Raw genomic sequence first — 17,802 nt, 5'->3', positions numbered from 1 at the left:
TGTTTTTTTATTCAATAGTTTTTAGGCCAGACTTTCCAAGTTTGCTGGCCGCTTTTCTTCATTTCGATCGCACCCGGGTAAGGATGCGCTGCATTTCTTTTATTTCCCAAATAGTCCTTGTCAATAAGTAAAGGGCTATCATCGATGTTCGTGAAAGCCTGTTGAGGTATAATCGCTTTCTCCAGCAAGTCGGTCGTCACCATTGGGCATGAAGGAGTAGCAAGCCATTCTTCAGGCACATTCATCGACAGATACCAACCGTCAGCACACTGTTTCAGCTTTATGTCGGAGTTGAAGCCGGAGGCATCCATAAACGATTTGTCCCGCTTATTCGGGTGTGCCCCGGCTGTAAAGAGATTCCCCGTGTAACGGATAGGGAGCAAACACTCGTCCCAATTGACCAAAGAAGCCTTTCGGGCAAAATGGTTGTTAAACCATTGCAAGTCGCCTCCCATATTACGCACATTGCCAATCGAAACCGTACCGTGCGGTTCGTAAAAGAAGGAATAACGACCGCCGGCACAACGATCCAGTCCGGCAAACACCTTGCCCGTCACCAGATTGTGCACACCAGCTATCCCTTGCGACAGATTCAACGAATAGCCGGACAACAAGATATTGTTTGCCAAAAGCACAGGCCCGTGGCAAACCTCTATGAAAATATCCTCCTGCACGTTGTTGCCGTGAAACAAATTACCCGTCACCTGCATACCTTGCGAACCCCAGTCGAGCCACAAACCACGGATAGTGTTATAGATATGGTTATCCCTGATGATGGCATCCATGGCAAAGTGTAGCTTGATACCCGCCATCTCGTCGCCTTCGAAAGTCTCGTCCACACAAATATCGTGAATCTCATTGCCCTCAATCAAGCTGAATGCACCGCCGCTACATCCAACAATACCCGCCTGTCCGCAATCGTAGATATGATTGTTGCGAATGACATGGAATCCGGCATCCTCTTTATCCCAGGAAGCATTCTTGAAATAGTCCAATAGCTGCTGCTCGGTCTGTCCTCCATTCGCATCCGGATAGATACGGGGAGGCAAGAAGAGATAATGATGCGAATGGCCGAATGTCGGTCTGCCCAACGAAATACCGGTACAACGGGAGTTACGGATTGTATTATCTTCAATCACCCACCCTTTTGCCCAGCGCGGTCCGATCAGACCAGGTTGTTCGGCTGAGGGAGGAGCCCAGTTGGTGGCGGCATTCTCCAGGATAAATCCGCGGACGGTGATATAGTCTATCCCAGTCTTGTCCGGATAAAAGACTTGCGGACGAACTGTAATCTCCACGCCTGCCTTATTGGGATTCACGCCATCAGGGAACTGTGCCCAAAGCGTTGTCTTCCCATCATCGGGCATTTCCGGAGCACGGACAACGAGACATAAATTATGCTTTCCTTCCAATGAGCGTTTCATCGGTAAACGAAATTCGGCAAACTTCTCCCAGTCGCCCGTATTCGTCACCTGCGAGGTTCCCAACAATTCCCCATCAGGCGTATCCAAACGCATTTCGACCGTTCCCCCCTTGGCTAATGTAGCCGCCTGAAAGATCAGTGTATCCGAGCCTGTACCGAAATCCACCTGGTCGAAATACATCTCCGACCCGTCTTTTAGATAACCAAAAGGCCACCGGTTGACAATGGCGATACAGATAGCCGCATCACCACCTTTCACGGAAGCATGCATAGAAGTCTGCCTTTTGCCACCCACAGGTTGTACCCATTCGAAATTCATCAATACCGGGCCACCGTTACCATCGGCTTCAGCATACCAATGCGGCTGCTCACTACCAAGCGGTTTCAACACATCATCTAAAGAGAATGTCTCGCGCATCCGTTTCCCCTCATAAACCACCATCCCGGTATGGTTTGGACGGCCTTTGCCACGGTACCAACTGCCATAGATTTGCTCATCAAAAGGATTACTCTCGCCAAAGAAGGTATTGGGCAATGTTAGTTTCCAAGTATTATGCTGAACCTTTTTCCAGCCTTTTACCCGTTCCGAGCCGGAAATAATCACCCGTTCGCCCGGTGCGGCCTGATAAATGATTCGTTTCTCTTCCGACTCACCGCCCCAGGGCGGAGCCACCCGTTCCCGATAAACTCCTTCATGTACAGTAATCACATCACCCGGAACAGCCTTATCGGCTGCAGCCTGAATAGTCCGCAACGGGGCAGACAGACTGCCTGAGTTCGTATCTTTTCCTTTTATGGATACATGGTATTCTCGTGCGGACAACAGGTATCCGCACATGCAGAATATTGAAATCAAATAAACTATTTTTCTCATACCTATTATATTATTGAGCACATAAATCAAACGCACAACCTTTCTTTCCGTTTTCCATTTGATAAAGTGTCCAGCCACTCTTGTCAGCTTTTTCCTCCAAACGCCAGCTTAGTGCCGGGTTTTGCAACAGCTTCTTAATGTAAGTAGGGAAAGCGTCGGCACGGCGAGCTTCCTCCCAAGTACGGATGACATTAAAAATGGCATACTTTTGCGGACAACTTTCGACATCTTTCTGGCCCAATGTCATGTTGTAAGTCGCTCCATACCCAACCGCCGTTGCCTCAATATGCTCGTAATCTTCTACAGTGGAAGTTGCCGTAATCGGAAAGTTGGCACCAAACGACGACGGAAAATAGTTGGCATACGTCATATCACGCAAGTCCTTACCCTGGCTGGTGGTACTACCCCAAACACGCTTCTTCACATCGTAGATGTTCAGACCGCCCCCCACATTCCAAATACTCTGGTAATGCCAAGAACCTTCCGACAAGCCTGCCCCCGTAAAACGGATATCCGGCAAACCATATTCCTTGGCTTTTGCAAACATATTCCGGAAGAAACGTTTCACGCCATAATTGCCGAAACCAGTATGGTAGAAGAACTCCTGACCATCATAGTCAAACATACCCAATCCACTATTTTTGCAGATGTCGGCATAATGAATCGAAATCTCATCCTGAAGAGCCAGGTTCGGTATTAGTCCTTGATATCCCCAACCTACTGTCGGCTGGAGTTTATCAACCGCATCCCCTTTGGCGTGGGAAACAGCTACCGTATTCCAATAACCACGTGTCACATTCAACAACCGATAAGGTTTCTCGGTAGATACACCCAGGTAATGAATCAACTCCTTACCAATCTTCACCATATTCAACTCCTTAATATGTCCTTCCCAGCAAGCAACCTCCTCCAAATGTGTCGGATCGTCGATATAAATCAGCGTATCCGTTTCATTCAAGTCTGCCGTCAAGAAACGGCGGTGCAGGATACAGATGCTGTCCGAAGGAACCGGGCTGCAATCCTTCGTGCCGGGTGCCATAGAGTTAGAGATAGAGGTACGTCCCAAAATTAACCCGTCCTTGGCCAAAAGGTCGGCATACTCACGGGTTGAAATGTCACCATCCGTAAAATGATAGCGTTTGTTCTCATGGTTCGAACCGTCAATAAAGCCACCGTTTCCCCTGTCGGCATGTAAGAAAGGCTGGTCGTAAGTATGGATAACCTTCAATCCCATCTGCTTGGCATACGAAGCCATACTGTCCTGTACCCCACCGTAAGTACGCAAGTCGGGCAGGAAAGCAGTCGGATCTTTCACCCACTTGCCTTGGAAGGTAGGATAAGGCAACCCTTCGCTTAACACGATATTCTGAATCACCTCCATCAACGCCGTACTGTCTGGACTACCCCACAAAGCGATGGACGAGCCGATGAAATCTACCCCGGGAACATCCTGCCGCATCATGTGGTTAGGCTCGTTGTTATGGAAGATCGGATTCCCTTCGGGCGAATAAATCATCTTGCCCTTGCGACGGTCGCGAGAATGATAATGGATGTGAATCCGTCCATTACAATCCACAAAAGCCGATGTACCACCTAAGTTTCTATAATAGCTTTCCTTACGATCATAGAAAGCGACATCATTATACCCGTCTCCTCCCATTGTAAACTGCTGCCCTTCATGCAACTCCAAAGGAAGCGGATGGTTAACATGGTCGGGCGAATGGGCGATATACCCCCCAGGACCAGTCTCCGAGGTAAAACGGGATTCGCCTCCGATCGTATTATCATCCAATGCCAATGCACCAATGGCATAACATACGGTAGCCGACGTATCACGCGCCACACCAATTATTTCACCCAGAATATTGTCAATGTTCGTATAGTAGTTTCCCCACTGTACATCATCTATTCCGTTGCGAGGTTCCAAACTTTCCAACTTCAGTTTGAAATAGTTGCTCTTCTCCTCCAAGCTGACCGTAGCCACCGAACCGTTCTCGTATTCCAACCGATACTCGCCTCCGCTATAACTTGCCTTTTGCGGATAATAATACCGCCTCAACTCCTCGTCATAAAGAGCCAACAGAGGCGACGGTTGGTCTGCCGGGCTAAAATTACGGTTCTCCTTTGTTAAGTCCCACATGCCGGTAATATACCCCCGATTGTCTATGTCGATACCGAAACGGTCTGTTTTGAACGAACGGGACCCGCCCGCTCCACAAGCAGACAGCAATACCGTCATTGCTGCCAATGATACTATACTCTTTTTCATTCTTATTGTTTTATCCATTGATAGCTATTTTCATTTCTTTACACGATACTCCATCGTCTTGCCCGCTTTCACCTTTATCTTCTTCCAATTCACAAAAGCTACACTGGATAAAGGTTGGGCAGCTTCAGCTTCGCTCTCACTCAAGACGGAGATCTCCGCATCGAAGGGAGTCGTGTTGCTGATTGAAAACAACATCTCACGCTCGTTTGCCTTGACGAGCTTGACATCCACATGGTCGAAGGCATAAAAGAGGTTCTTTTCCGGACGGATGTAGAGCCCCGGTAACTCCATGGCCATCATACAACCGTTCAACTGTGTCCAACCGTTACCGTCATTCCCTTGTAAACGAGTACCTCTGAGTTCTACATCACAATATCCTAAGCGTTCAAAAATAGAACCATTCGGAGTGATTCCTTCCACATATCCATGCCATACATCATGTACCAATTCCGCATAGCGAAAATCTTTTGTTGCCCGAAATACACGGAATAAAGCATCTGCCGAAGAGGTGCAAAATCCCGGAGCACTGTGTTTATTCTGCGTACTGGCCCATACGGCACCGGTCAGACGGCCATCCACCTGAGCCAACTCAGTCTCCTTCGGCAAAACATAATCGAAAGAGATTACCCAAGTCGCACACAAATTGGCAATATCCCGTGCCCGCTCCAACCAAACCGGTTTGCAAGTCAATTCATACAACAAATTACAGGAAGTCAAGCAAGCAATCGAAGTTTCCGAATCAGCATTCTGAAGGATATCCCCGCAACCACCGGATGTAAAACCTATTAACGAAAACTCTTTATAATAGGACTCTCCTATTTGTTCGGCAACCTCCAAATATTCAGGCTTACCGTAATATTGTGAAGCCAAAGCCAAACCGGCAACCGCCATTGCACCACATGTGGTATTATAGACTTCCACATCACCAGTTTCGATATTTACATAATTCCCCAGTTCACCACATTTATTCCAAGTATTCACGAAAGCATCTGCCAATCGTATCATACTTTTCTCCCATTCCGGATTGACTGCGTCGGCTTTGCCCTGAGCCTTCAACAACATGAATTGTTTCACCATCCAGTATAACACATCGGCATTCTGACGAACAAGAGAGAGTTCCTTTAACGAACATAAAGCCTTTCCCTCCGCATTTAACACGCTATAATAATAACCGGATTTTCCCTGTCCCCGCAGTCCAAAATCAAACGTATTCTTCACCTTCTGCAAATGCTCCTCGTCGCCCAACGCCAACATGGGATAAGTATTCATCATGCCACCAATCCATCCGTAAGAAATCCAATCGCCATTTTCCGGACGATAAAACTCCCAGTCGTCACATTTCAGATAGCGACGATCGATATTAGAGGTCATCAAACGCATCACCTCGCTAGCCGGTTTCAGGTTACGCGGATGATTCTCACCGGTCTGCAACTTACGTACCTGGTGGAAACGGTCCAACACAGCTGGGACAGCCGGTGCATCGAAAGCAAACAAGCGGACCCGTATTTTCACCTCTTCTCCTTTTTGGAAAGAGAGACCACGGTCACGGCTCTCACTAAAGCCGATGAACTCCAAGCGTTTTTCGCGTACACCGGGTGCACTGACCACTAATGAAGAGACGGAGCGATCAGGTGCTTCCTCAACTATCAAAGCATGATCATAAATCACCCCATCCTTTTCTATCCCTTGATCCGTCAGCAAGACATACCCTTTCTGCTGCGCACGTTCCAACCAAGCGATAGCCGGAGTAGCCGCATTATTTACAAGTACCTCCAAGCGGGACGGCGCTCCGAACTCGGGCGACAATTGAGGAATCGGATTCGATGTCAATGCCAGATCCGGTCTTCTATAATCATTCTCGTCCATGCCTGTTGCATACTGACGATTCACGATCCGTTGTCTGTTACCGTTATATACAACCGAAGGTATCATGACGTAATTGTCACTACTCCAGTTATAACGATCGAAAGCAACAGCTACACCAGCCGATTGTAGGGCACGTTTCGCTTTGAACGTATATTCATAGACATACTGCGTGCCGTAAGGAGTCTGTTCCCCCTTCGGATTACCCGTACAACTCACCTCCCAATTGGCAGAAGCCGATGTTATCTCTTCACTCTGTTTCAAGAGTGCCTTATCATACGTACACTCCAACAAACGAATTTTGTTTTTAGCATTTTGTTCTTCCGGCAACCACGATTTCCGGTTTTCCGCTCCCGTTTGAACGGCTACAATAGTAGCCATGGATACTAATAAAATCTTATATTTCATCGTTAATTATTTATATGTTTTCTAAGATGATGTCTCACCTTAATTTCACCCTCATAGACTTTATTTTTTCAAGTCATATCCAACCATCTCCAACTATATCGGAAAATAACCTTATACAAAAATACATCTCGGATCTTTATCTAGAAATAGCAAATAACTGTCTTTTCGGTGGATTATTATTCTCTGCCAAGCTGAGGAAAAGTAAATCCCTACTGCCTATTTGATGACCGGACGGTCATCATCATCACCTCCAAGCACATCCCCCACGTAAAGCTGCACCGGGAAAGTATATGTACGCGCTTCCTTCACCAAGTTGTTACCTGCACTATATTGTGTTGTAAGACTCAATTTGTATTCACCGTCAGTCAACGCCGGAAGCATGAATGTAACTTACGACAGGTGCTGTGTATCAACAAAGCAATTTTCTTGGCTTCTCCCTCAGCCGGAGTAAGATAAATACCCACCGTCGGGTCGTCGCCAGCCACCTTGATGTTTGTTCCTGTTATGACCGCAGGGCCGGAAGAGGTCAACTGCAAATTCTTCTCACCCGTCGTTGTATCGACAATATCATTGATAATTGGTCCGGTAACAGCCGAGCGAGTTTCTACGACGACAAACTTCAACGTGTCACGCAACAACTTACTAGGCGTATAAGAAATACCTAATTTATGGATAGCGGGATTGAACGAAGCTTTCTCGCCGTCGAACGCCCCGCTGACATTCACTAGATACTGACTGACACCATCCACCACGCTTTTGCCTTCAGCGATAGCATTAACCTTCTCCTGGTCGGCAAAATCCAGGATATTTACAATGGTTTCTTTGCAGTACTCGGTACGTTTAACCACAATACGATCGGCTATTTCACTGTTATGTAATGAACCTGTAACAACCTAACCACCTTTCACTTCCGTGATGGTGTTGTCATACAAGTTGACTGTCCTGCCATGGTATATAAATTTAAAAGATTAAAGTATTTTGCCTGCAAAATAAAAAAGCATGCAGATAAATCTTTACAGATAAAATCTGCATGCTTCAGTCAATCAATTCAAATCAAACACTTATTTCAACGGGTCGAAAGTACCGCCCCATTCATTGTTTTGTTCCAGTTTGGAGTTGCGGTCGAGGTCGTCTTTCTTGATCGGATAGAACCAATGGTTATTATCCAAGTTGAAACGATACAAAGACTTGTCTCCATCTACACATTCGATATAGTCGAAATGAAACTGTTTGTTCACTTCCGGATCAAACATATCTTTCGTCCAATCGAAGTTACCCTTTTCAACAATGCTGTAATCGTTGATGACCAACCACAAGGATGAACGATATTTCATGTTGTTCAGGATATCGAAACGCTTCCAACGACGCAAATCGTTCCAACGCTTGTCTTCATAAGCAAACTCAATATAGCGCTCAGTCACATAGGCTTCACGAATTTCATCCTGAGAAGTTGCTGTAATTCCATATTTACCTGTTGTATTTTCTATACCGGCACGTTTACGGACATCATACAACACCTGCAATGCTTCACCACTCTTTCCAACTTCATTAGCACATTCCCCATAATTCATCAACACTTCTGTGAAACGTATTTCCACCCAATCGATTTGAGCTTCATAGACCGTACTGGCATTGATATTATAGTCGAGACCTTTACGTTGATAGAAGTTTGAACTGGCACCGGCTGCTTTTCCTATCTCATCCATAAGCAAATGAGCATAAGCGCCATCAGCTAATATATGCCAACCATTCCAATATTTATTGTTGCCGACTAGTATGTTGTTACAAGGATACTCTGTACCCGGACAGAATATTGTAGCATGGAAACGCGGATCACGGTTGTTGTAAAAGTCGTTTACGAACTTTTGGTTGTACTCCTTATCCGTGGCCAAACGATTTACATTCAGCTCCAACGGAGTACCATCTGCTTTCGGGAAAGCCATCAACAACGGCAGAATAGCCTGGTTCTGTTCAGCCATATCCATTGTAAGAGGTAACGGACGAATATTCTTCTGATCCAGATAATGATCTGGGCCATAGAACTGGTTCACCATGATCACCTCACAATTTTGCTCATCATACCAAATATCGGCATATTTACCTTGATACAACCCTTTACCTACACTTTGCAAGAAATCGACAGCCTCCTTGTTTGCTTTATAAGCCTGCTCCCAACGAGCCTGATCGTGGTTCGGGTTGAACAACGGACTGGCGTATGCCAATAGAATACGACCTTTCAATGCCATAGCACATCCCTTGTCAATACGTCCATAGTCACTATCCCCCCAAGTGCCAGGTAGTAAAGAAATAGCTTCATCTAGATCCTTCACTATCTGAGCCATACATTCACTGGTGGAGTTACGAGAAACCAAAAGGGAATTGATATCAGAAACATCCTGTACATCCAAAATCAAAGGTACACCACCCAATGCAAAGACTTTTCCCCAATAGTCCCATGCACGCCAAAACAAAGCTTGACCACGCATTTGATTATTTTCTTCTACAGACAAGACAGTAGGGTCAACCGTCTCCAAGTTAGTCAAAAAGAAATTAATCCTATCAATAAATCGATAATCCAATTTTTGCCCACTAATGTCTACAGAATATTCACCACGCACATACTGATTCATTTCCGTTGGTCCATTCATACCTTCATCTGAATTATTTGCCGAAATTGGCCAACCGGGCATCATGTTTCCATAAATATTCGACAGAAATGCACTGATCATTTGAGGATCTTTCCATACTCCATCCGGAGTAATGGAATTTGTATTTTCGTAATCCAGGCTGCATCCATACATAAAGAAAGCACAAAGCATACCTGCTAATAATTTAATTCGTTTCATTATTTACTCCAGATTTAAAATTTAACATCAATACCAAAATTGAATGACCGCATGATCGGATAGGCATTACCATTTTCCAATTCCGGATCATAATATTTGAAGCTACTCCAAACAAAGAGATTTGATCCCGTCACGAAAAGTCGAACATTATCAAACAGCTTATTATAGAATTGATTTTTAGGTAAATCATAGCTCAATGTAATGTATTTCAGACGCATAAAATTGGTCTTCTTCAGCCAGAACTGGCATTCGTCATCTTTATATGATCTCGGCTCATTGGCACTCTTCTGTTTCGGAAGCATAGCATTCGGGTTTTCGGGTGTCCAACTATTATCATACCACTCCGACCACATACGGTTCCACTCTACATTACCTGCCAAATCACGGAATGAACGGTCTTTACCTAATTCACCGGAGAACATCATATCCAAACTCAAACCTTTCCAACTACCACCCAAGTTCAAACCATACTGAACAGGGAAGTTCTTGTTACGTAATACAACACGGTCCCAGCTATCAACAACGCCATCAGGTTTACCATCAGGACCTGAGTGGTCTTTATAAACCAGCATACCTAATTCCGGCTTCATACCTTTAAATGAATAATTCGGATGTGCTGCGTTAAAAGCGTCCAACTCTTCTTGTGTACGAATGATACGGTCAAAATCATATCCGATCCAACGAGTTGTGGATGTACCAATAGGAATGTCAATCCATTGAGCATTCTCTGCATAATCTTTGTATTTGATTTCGTTCCAACCATAGGACAGTGTCAAATTACCAAAGTAATTGAATTCACGACTATTCCCTCTATATCCCAACTGAAGGTCGATACCTTGTGCATTCATCTTACCGTAGTTTTCGGCAGGCATGTCACGACTAAAGGTAGTCGGCAATGTCGCTTGACGGTTATCCAAAATATCATAAGATTTACGGAACCAATAATCAGCGCTCAAATTCCAATGATCCAGAAAGCTCATATCCAAACCAATATTATAGTTTAAAGCCTTTTCCCAGGTTAGATTCGGATTAACCACATTACCATAATTCAAACCAACATGTTTAGAAGGATTCTTACCGAAATAAGCACCTTTGATATCATTGTTATCATTCAGCTTTGTTGCTGTATAAGACTCCTGCCATTGCCATCCACCGACAGAATCGTCACCGGTCAGACCGACAGAACCACGTATCTTCATAAATTGAATCCACTTTTTGTTGAAGAAGTTTTCTTCCGACAATACCCAACCTAAAGAACCAGCAGGGAAGAATCCCCAACGCTGAGAAGGAGCGAAGTTCATAGAACCATCTTCACGGAAAGAGAAACCTAACAAATATTTATTGGCATACGAATAACTGAACTGTCCGACATAAGACATACGTCCGTTCTTAGCAGAAGGATCCCCTCCTCCTGAGGTAAACTCTCGCGAACTACCAGCTGCCCAAAACTGGTCAGTTTGATAAGTCGGAAATGTTTCTCTTAAACCGTAAACACTATCATTGAAACCTTCAGACCATTCTGTCAACAATACTGCTGCCACATTATGGACATCGTTAAATGTATTAGCGTAATTCAAATAAAAGTTCAATTGTTGTGTATCTCCCCATTTGGAATCCTTGCGAATATAATCACGTCCATACTGAGTAGATCTTTTAACTGCAATAATATCTTCATCACGTGTAGACATAATACGACCATTCGCACCCGAATGTTTCGTTATGTACATATCATAATTGGTATAATATCCGTTCACTGTACTATGGGTCCAAGTCTTATTATACTGGACACTAGCACTCAAACCTTTCAAAAAAGGCATTTTATATGTACCTTTTACGGTAAATGTCGGATTCAAACGTTTGTCATGACGATATCCGTCAGCACCCAATACACGGGCACCCACATTCCCTATCCAACCGTAATCCACAAATTTACCACTATCCGTAAACACCGGCTGTTCCGGCTGCCAGATACGCAATTTACCGTATGTATCGTATGCCCAATCCGTACCATCACTGGCAATACGACCGATCTTGTCATTTGTCAATGAAAAACCTGTATACAATTCAAAATCATCGGTCACATCAGCCGTCACATTCATACGGATATTGTATTTATCGTATGTAAGCGGGGACAAGAACCCTTCTTGCTTCATGTAAGAAGCCGCACCGAAGTAATGAATCCGGTCGTTACCACCTGAGATGTTGATATTGTGTGTCTGCGTGGTCGGATTCTGATACACTTCATCCAACTGGTTGTATCCATACCCGTTGTTAATAGACCGTATATGGTCTATTTCCTCCTGAGTCCATTTATTAGTTGCTTCAGGGTTAACACGATTGTATATCTCCGCTGTTTGTACACCGTCTGTCAGATCGTAACTCTTTGTACGTGTATCGACAGAGAAACCGTATGAATAGTTGATAGTCGGTTTTCCGATCTTACCTTTTTTGGTTGTTACGATAACAACACCACCAGAAGAACGTGATCCGTAAATAGCAGCCGAAGCAGCATCTTTCAATACAGAAATGTCCTCAATTTCATTTGCACTCATCGCATTGAAAGAGGTAGCATCTCTAACGACACCATCAATAACATAAGTTACCGGCTGTGGATTGTACTTTTCCTCCTTCCAGGAAGAAACAGTACGGATCTTCAAACTCGGGTTCGTTCCAGGAAGTCCATTTTTAGAGGAAATATTGACACCAGCCATTTTTCCTGCCAACAAATTCGCGGCTGAGGCAGTAGGAATGGTTGTCAGGTTTTCTTCCATCTTCATATTAGAGACAGCTCCTGTCAACGATGTTTTTTTCTGTGTCAAATAACCGACAACAACCACTTCATCCAATAACTCTGTATCATTTGCCATCGTTATCTTGAGTGAATTTTTCCCTTTTACCGGAATTTCCATATTTTTAAAACCGACAAAAGAGACAAGCAAAGTCGCATTATCATCTACATTTAAAGAAAACTTTCCATCAATATCAGAAATTGTTCCATTATCTGTGGTTCCTTTCTCTAAAATATTAGCACCAATTACCGGTTCACCATTCGGATCAACGATCATACCGGAAATTATTTTTTTGTTTTGGTCTACAGCCGAAGTAATAGTAGATGTTACTTTCGGTTTGTAGATAGATATTGTCTTGTTTTCAATATCATACTTAACGTCCATTCCCTTAAAGACATCGGCCAAAACTTGGTTTAAGGTTTCATCAGTTACATTTACCGTAACCTTTTGTTTGATATTAATATCATTATTACGTACCAGGATTGAATAACCTGTTTGTCGTTCTATGTCATCAAGAACTTTACTAATAGGGGCATTTTTGTGATTTACTGTAATTTTCACGCTTTGTAATGCCGTATTGGCATATACAGAAGTAGATATTACGCCCATCGCCAAAAATAAACCCAATTGTTTGATTGAGAAATACTTTCTTTTCATACTTTTGTAACGATTTCGTTAGTTAACAACTAATTAATTCAAAAAAATCATCTAATGAATCGGAGAGAAGTGCCAACTATCTCCGATTCTTTTTTTAACTGGTGTTTTCCATAAATTCTTTTTTAAATTAAACATCCTATTTTAATCGCAGTTTTATCTATCCTTTAACATTATTACGCTTCCACTCTGTTCGAAACGATATTTCTTATCCACGTCAATAAAATTAAACACTTCCTGAAGTGACATGGTCAGATTAATACTTCCTGTAAAGTATTCATTTGTAACCTTTTTACTCTCTACATGGATCTTTATATTATATTTCCGCTCTATATCTTTCAATATATCAAGGAAAGAAGCATTCACAAAACTCAACCGCCCCGTCGTCCATAAAGATGATTTATGCGACTCAGTCGTTTCGCTGTACAAGGCACCCGTTTCACGATTATATATCGCTTTTTCATCCGGTTTCAAACGGACTTGTTTATTATTAGCCAATACATCTACCCCACCATTGATCAGTGCCACTTCGGTCTCCGAGTCTTCCGGATACGAACGAAGATTAAATGTCGTTCCGGTCACTTTCACCTGCATACCACCTGCATAGACTTGAAAAACTTTTTCGGCATTTTTAGCCACTTCAAAATAGCCCTCACCTACCAAATAGACATTTCGCTCTTTCTTCCCGTATGATAACGGATACTTCAAGACAGAGCCGGAATTAAGGACTACCGTTGAACCGTCCGGAAGAACCACTTTAGTTTGCGAACCCAAAGGAACCGTCATTTCATTATATAGCTGTTCGCCTGATTCATCCAATTCATTGTATGTAAAAATAGAACCGATGGAAACAGAAACCATCAATAGAAGGACTGCAGCAACGTTTCGTGCATAGATAAACCACCGGCGCCGTAAAGTAGCTCCGGACGTTATATGCAACCTTTCTTTCAAATGGGTATATTGGGTTTCTTTCTGAGATTCAAAGGCTGGAACATGAAGAAGCGCGTACAACTTTACCATCTCGTTGTACCGCTCTCTGTATAAATCAGACTCCTCTACCAAAGCGAACAAAGATACTTTCTCCTTGTCCGTTATGGAACCTGAAATATAGTTACTCATTAGTTCCTCAAATAATATATCTTTATCTTGCATATACTGCTAAATTTTCCGGTTGTTTAGAATTAATACACATCTCAACCGGAAAACATTTAGATAAAATCAAACTTTTTTGAATTTAATATAAGAAAAGAAATAGAAGATGTTTTAATGCCGGTTTTAAACGATCTATCGCGTTCTTTAGCTGAACACGTACTGTACTGACAGTCAAACCCATATCATGGGCTATAACATCGACCTCCTTGCCGGCATAAAAATACTCCTCAAAGACTTGCCGGCATTTCAAAGGTAATTGATTTACTGCCGAACGTATCTCTTCTTCCGTCTGGCGCATTTCTACATATTGCAGCGGAACCGGTGTCGATTGGATATAATTTTCCTGAAAAGCTAACATTTGGTCTTTGTGCTCATCCAAAACATTTTGCTGAGCTCTTTGCATGCGTATGTAATTGAGACACCCATTCTGGACAGAACGGACCAAATAATAATGTATAGGATACGATAAGGTTTCTCTCTTATTCCATATATTGACAAAAACATCATCTACAATTTCAGCGCTACAGCTTTTGTCTAACAGATAGCATAAAGCAACAGCATTCAAATAGCTATAATAAGCACTATACAACCCGGAAAAAGCTTTTTCCGAGCCGTTTCTGATCTGCTCTATTACCTCCTTATTTATATGGTTTATATTCATAAACATCCATGTCGCTTTTATCCGATAAAACAATAGTTCTGGAAGAACTCAGTCCTTTTTATTTTGCAATGCTAATAAGAATCAGCACTTTGTCTTTTTTATAAAAAAGCGCAACAATATCTCTTATTTTACTTTCCTTGCTGGTTTTGATATAAATAACACATTAACTATTCCATAGTTCTTCCAGAACTCAGTATTTAAAGGAACTCATTCTCTGTTTTATGCAGCAAATATAATATTTATTCACTCCTTTTGAACAGAATTCACCAAATAAAAACAAAAGGGAAGCATTCTCACGAAAACCTCCCTTCTTTTTGGTGTGTCTATCAATTATGTTGTAAAAAGGACCTGTGTCCTTGTGTAAATAATATTATAAAGTAATCGGTGTTCCATGATAGAAATCCAAAATCTTGGCACGGAAAATAAAGTTATATTTCGCCTGTGTCTGTTCGGCCAGGCTCTGCGCATACTTGGTCTTTGCCTCGCTGTACTCAAAAACAGTACTTTTTCCGGCTCCATAACGATCCTCTGCATAAGAGAAAGCTATTTTGCTGGCATCGACCGACTTGTCGGACGATACATATTTTTCCTGTGCAGCCGTAGCATTGTAGTAAGCTTGTTGGATCTCTTTATAGAGTATCTTTTTAGAGTTCTCCATCAGCAACTCGCGATTATGGATAGCGATACGGGCAGAACGAACACTGTTACGCACCTGGAAACGATTGAAGATCGGAATGCTCAGACTGAAACCGATCGATTTCTGTCCGTTATTCTTCAACTGGTCACTAAACGGAGCATTATTATAATCTCCGTCACCGAAGTTATGATAGTAACCGTTGCTGTAACCTGCACTGAAATTCAGTTTGGGATAATAACCGGCCTGAGCCACCTTCAGCATTTTCTTCTGGCTTTCGAGCAGGTATTCCTGTTCCTTGACCTGCGGTTTAACACCGACTGCATAGTCGTACACCTGATCCGGCGGGATAATGCTGCTCATATATTGTTCAACCGCATCACCTGTTTCAGGCTCAAGCACGTCGAAATTTTCACCATCACGTTCCAGTTCGAGCGCTTGAGTCAAATCGAGCAATGCCAGCTTTACGTTGTTTCTCGATTCGGTCAGTGTAACCTCGTCTTTTGCCAGCTGCGCTTTCATATCATACAATTGTGACTCCGGGACTTTTCCCGCATTATAAAGCGCCTCCGTCTTTGTTACCTGCTCCGAACTGAGTGCCACCTGCAATTCGGCAATCTTCAGCATTTCCTTATTATAAAGAACTTGCAAATAATAGGAAGCCACATTTATAGAAAGGTCTTCCTTCGCTTTATTCAGTGTCTCAATAGATGCTTTCAAGTCCAGCTTGCGCGCTGCAATGTCGTTAGGGATCTTGAAACCATCGAATATAGGCATACTCAACTGAATAGAAGCAGAGGTATTTGCCGAGTTACGGTCTACGATCAGACCATCCTTCGATTCAGACCGACCAAAACCGAAGTTTTCATTGATACTGGCATTCAGGTTGGGCAACCAGCTATATTTACTGGTATGCAAGGTCACCTCCTGATTCTGCCGCTCCAGTTCTTTCTGCTTCAGATCTATATTATTTTCAATAGCGTAACGGATACATTCCTCCAGCGACCATTGTTTTGGTGCCTCCTGTGCTCCCGCCGGGAGACAGAAAAGGAAAGAAGCCAACGCTATAGATGATATTACTTGTTTCATAGCTTATTCGTTTAAATTTTATTTCTTATTCGGAGCAACAATACCGCCACGAATCTTATCATTTTCAGCCAAACCATCCTTCACTTCAATCTTGATACCGTCAGACAGGCCGACTGTTACAGGACGTTTCTCGAACAGTTGTTCCGGTTTCTCCTGCGTCACGATCTGCACGAAAGTAGAATCGCCGCTGAACTCTACGCAACTTTCAGGAATAGTAATTACATCTGTCGCACGTTTCAGCACAATCTCGGCATTGGCGCTGTAACCGGCACGGATAAAGGCATCTTCCGGCATCTGTACGGCAGCTTTAATTTCGAACATCACGGCACCGTTTTCTTCCACACCTTTCGGAGCTACGTATTCCAATACTGCATCGAACGTACGGCTATCCAGCGCACCGACAGTCAATTTGATCGGCATTCCTTCATGGATACGACCCACTTCCGTTTCATCCACTTTTCCACGGAAGATCATATTATTCATATCGGCTACAGAAGCAATCGTCGTACCGTCGTTGAAGGTATTCGACTGGATCACAGAGTTACCCACCTTGATAGGAACATCCAGAATCATACCGGTGATAGTAGAGCGAACCTGCGTCGTACTGGATGCAGCAGACCTGCGGGAAATACCTTCACGGATAATCTCCAATGCATCCTGTGCATTCTCAGCTTCTTCCTGTGCTTTTTTATAGTTGGACAAAGATGTTTCATAATCTTCTTTCGCTATAACTCCCTGCTTATGCAGTTCTTCATCCCGTTTATAGGTAGCTGTGATCTGTTCCAGGTTGATCTTAGCCACACGCACACGCGATTCGGCACTGTTTAACTGAACCATTTCCGGGATCACCTTGATTCTTGCGATGATCTCGCCTTCTTTAACCATCTGACCGGCTTCTTTCAGCAATTCGGAAATAATACCCGACATCTGAGGTTTGATAAGAACTTCGTCGCGAGGTTCTACCTTTCCGGTCGCTACGGTTTTCGTTTCCACGGAGTCACGCTTGGGTGTTACTACTTCATAAACAGTAATAACAGGTTGTGATTTTTTCCACAAGAAGTAGAAAGTGCCGATCACGGCGGCTCCCACCAATACTAAAAAGATGATTCGCAGGACTTTCTTTACGATACGATTCTTCAT

The 17,802-nt window shown here is 43.3% G+C and carries 11 protein-coding genes; all 11 read right to left on the bottom strand.

Annotated features, from left to right (window positions below; translation table 11 throughout):
* Positions 1–11: 11 nt before the first annotated feature.
* The 11 genes from P3L47_RS10495 to P3L47_RS10445 all read right to left on the bottom strand — a co-directional run bounded on the left by P3L47_RS10495 (position 12) and on the right by P3L47_RS10445 (position 17,802).
* Positions 12–2,297: a carbohydrate-binding protein gene (locus P3L47_RS10495; protein WP_277783572.1), complete on the bottom strand. Its 2,286-nt coding sequence runs from the start codon at positions 2,295–2,297 to the stop codon at positions 12–14.
* Between the two features lie 10 nt (positions 2,298–2,307).
* Complete coding sequence (locus tag P3L47_RS10490; protein WP_277783571.1) at positions 2,308–4,566, bottom strand: hypothetical protein; 2,259 nt, start codon at positions 4,564–4,566, stop codon at positions 2,308–2,310.
* 30 nt (positions 4,567–4,596) lie between these two features.
* A complete protein-coding gene (locus tag P3L47_RS10485; protein WP_277783570.1) occupies positions 4,597–6,837 on the bottom strand; it encodes a glycoside hydrolase family protein in 2,241 nt (746 codons plus the stop codon).
* A 216-nt stretch (positions 6,838–7,053) separates the two neighbouring features.
* Complete coding sequence (locus P3L47_RS10480; protein WP_277783569.1) at positions 7,054–7,218, bottom strand: DUF4469 domain-containing protein; 165 nt, start codon at positions 7,216–7,218, stop codon at positions 7,054–7,056.
* A complete protein-coding gene (locus tag P3L47_RS10475) occupies positions 7,203–7,685 on the bottom strand; it encodes a DNA-binding domain-containing protein (protein ID WP_277783568.1) in 483 nt (160 codons plus the stop codon). Before P3L47_RS10475 ends, P3L47_RS10480 begins: the two co-directional genes overlap by 16 nt.
* Before the next feature lie 213 nt (positions 7,686–7,898).
* Positions 7,899–9,683, bottom strand: coding sequence for a RagB/SusD family nutrient uptake outer membrane protein (locus P3L47_RS10470; RefSeq protein WP_277783567.1), 1,785 nt, complete (start codon positions 9,681–9,683; stop codon positions 7,899–7,901).
* A gap of 14 nt (positions 9,684–9,697) precedes the next feature.
* Complete coding sequence (locus tag P3L47_RS10465; protein WP_277783566.1) at positions 9,698–13,129, bottom strand: TonB-dependent receptor; 3,432 nt, start codon at positions 13,127–13,129, stop codon at positions 9,698–9,700.
* Positions 13,130–13,282: 153 nt separating this feature from the next.
* Positions 13,283–14,278, bottom strand: coding sequence for a FecR family protein (locus tag P3L47_RS10460; protein WP_277783565.1), 996 nt, complete (start codon positions 14,276–14,278; stop codon positions 13,283–13,285).
* A gap of 82 nt (positions 14,279–14,360) precedes the next feature.
* Positions 14,361–14,939 (bottom strand): RNA polymerase sigma-70 factor, encoded by a 579-nt coding sequence (locus P3L47_RS10455; RefSeq protein WP_277783564.1) that lies wholly within the window; start codon positions 14,937–14,939, stop codon positions 14,361–14,363.
* A 370-nt stretch (positions 14,940–15,309) separates the two neighbouring features.
* Complete coding sequence (locus P3L47_RS10450) at positions 15,310–16,662, bottom strand: TolC family protein (protein WP_277783563.1); 1,353 nt, start codon at positions 16,660–16,662, stop codon at positions 15,310–15,312.
* A gap of 18 nt (positions 16,663–16,680) precedes the next feature.
* Positions 16,681–17,802 (bottom strand): efflux RND transporter periplasmic adaptor subunit, encoded by a 1,122-nt coding sequence (locus P3L47_RS10445; RefSeq protein ID WP_075556172.1) that lies wholly within the window; start codon positions 17,800–17,802, stop codon positions 16,681–16,683.

Source organism: Parabacteroides chongii (genome assembly GCF_029581355.1).
Classification (GTDB): Bacteria; Bacteroidota; Bacteroidia; order Bacteroidales; family Tannerellaceae; genus Parabacteroides; species Parabacteroides chongii.
This window is presented reverse-complemented; position numbering and strand designations above follow the sequence as displayed.

Coding starts and splice junctions, on each gene's coding strand:
- P3L47_RS10495 (WP_277783572.1), bottom strand. CDS start 2,297: ATGAGAAAAATAGTTTATTTGATTTCAATATTCTGCATGTGCGGATAC.
- P3L47_RS10490 (WP_277783571.1), bottom strand. CDS start 4,566: ATGAAAAAGAGTATAGTATCATTGGCAGCAATGACGGTATTGCTGTCT.
- P3L47_RS10485 (WP_277783570.1), bottom strand. CDS start 6,837: ATGAAATATAAGATTTTATTAGTATCCATGGCTACTATTGTAGCCGTT.
- P3L47_RS10480 (WP_277783569.1), bottom strand. CDS start 7,218: ATGCTTCCGGCGTTGACTGACGGTGAATACAAATTGAGTCTTACAACA.
- P3L47_RS10470 (WP_277783567.1), bottom strand. CDS start 9,683: ATGAAACGAATTAAATTATTAGCAGGTATGCTTTGTGCTTTCTTTATG.
- P3L47_RS10465 (WP_277783566.1), bottom strand. CDS start 13,129: ATGAAAAGAAAGTATTTCTCAATCAAACAATTGGGTTTATTTTTGGCG.
- P3L47_RS10460 (WP_277783565.1), bottom strand. CDS start 14,278: ATGCAAGATAAAGATATATTATTTGAGGAACTAATGAGTAACTATATT.
- P3L47_RS10455 (WP_277783564.1), bottom strand. CDS start 14,939: ATGAATATAAACCATATAAATAAGGAGGTAATAGAGCAGATCAGAAAC.
- P3L47_RS10450 (WP_277783563.1), bottom strand. CDS start 16,662: ATGAAACAAGTAATATCATCTATAGCGTTGGCTTCTTTCCTTTTCTGT.
- P3L47_RS10445 (WP_075556172.1), bottom strand. CDS start 17,802: ATGAAGAATCGTATCGTAAAGAAAGTCCTGCGAATCATCTTTTTAGTA.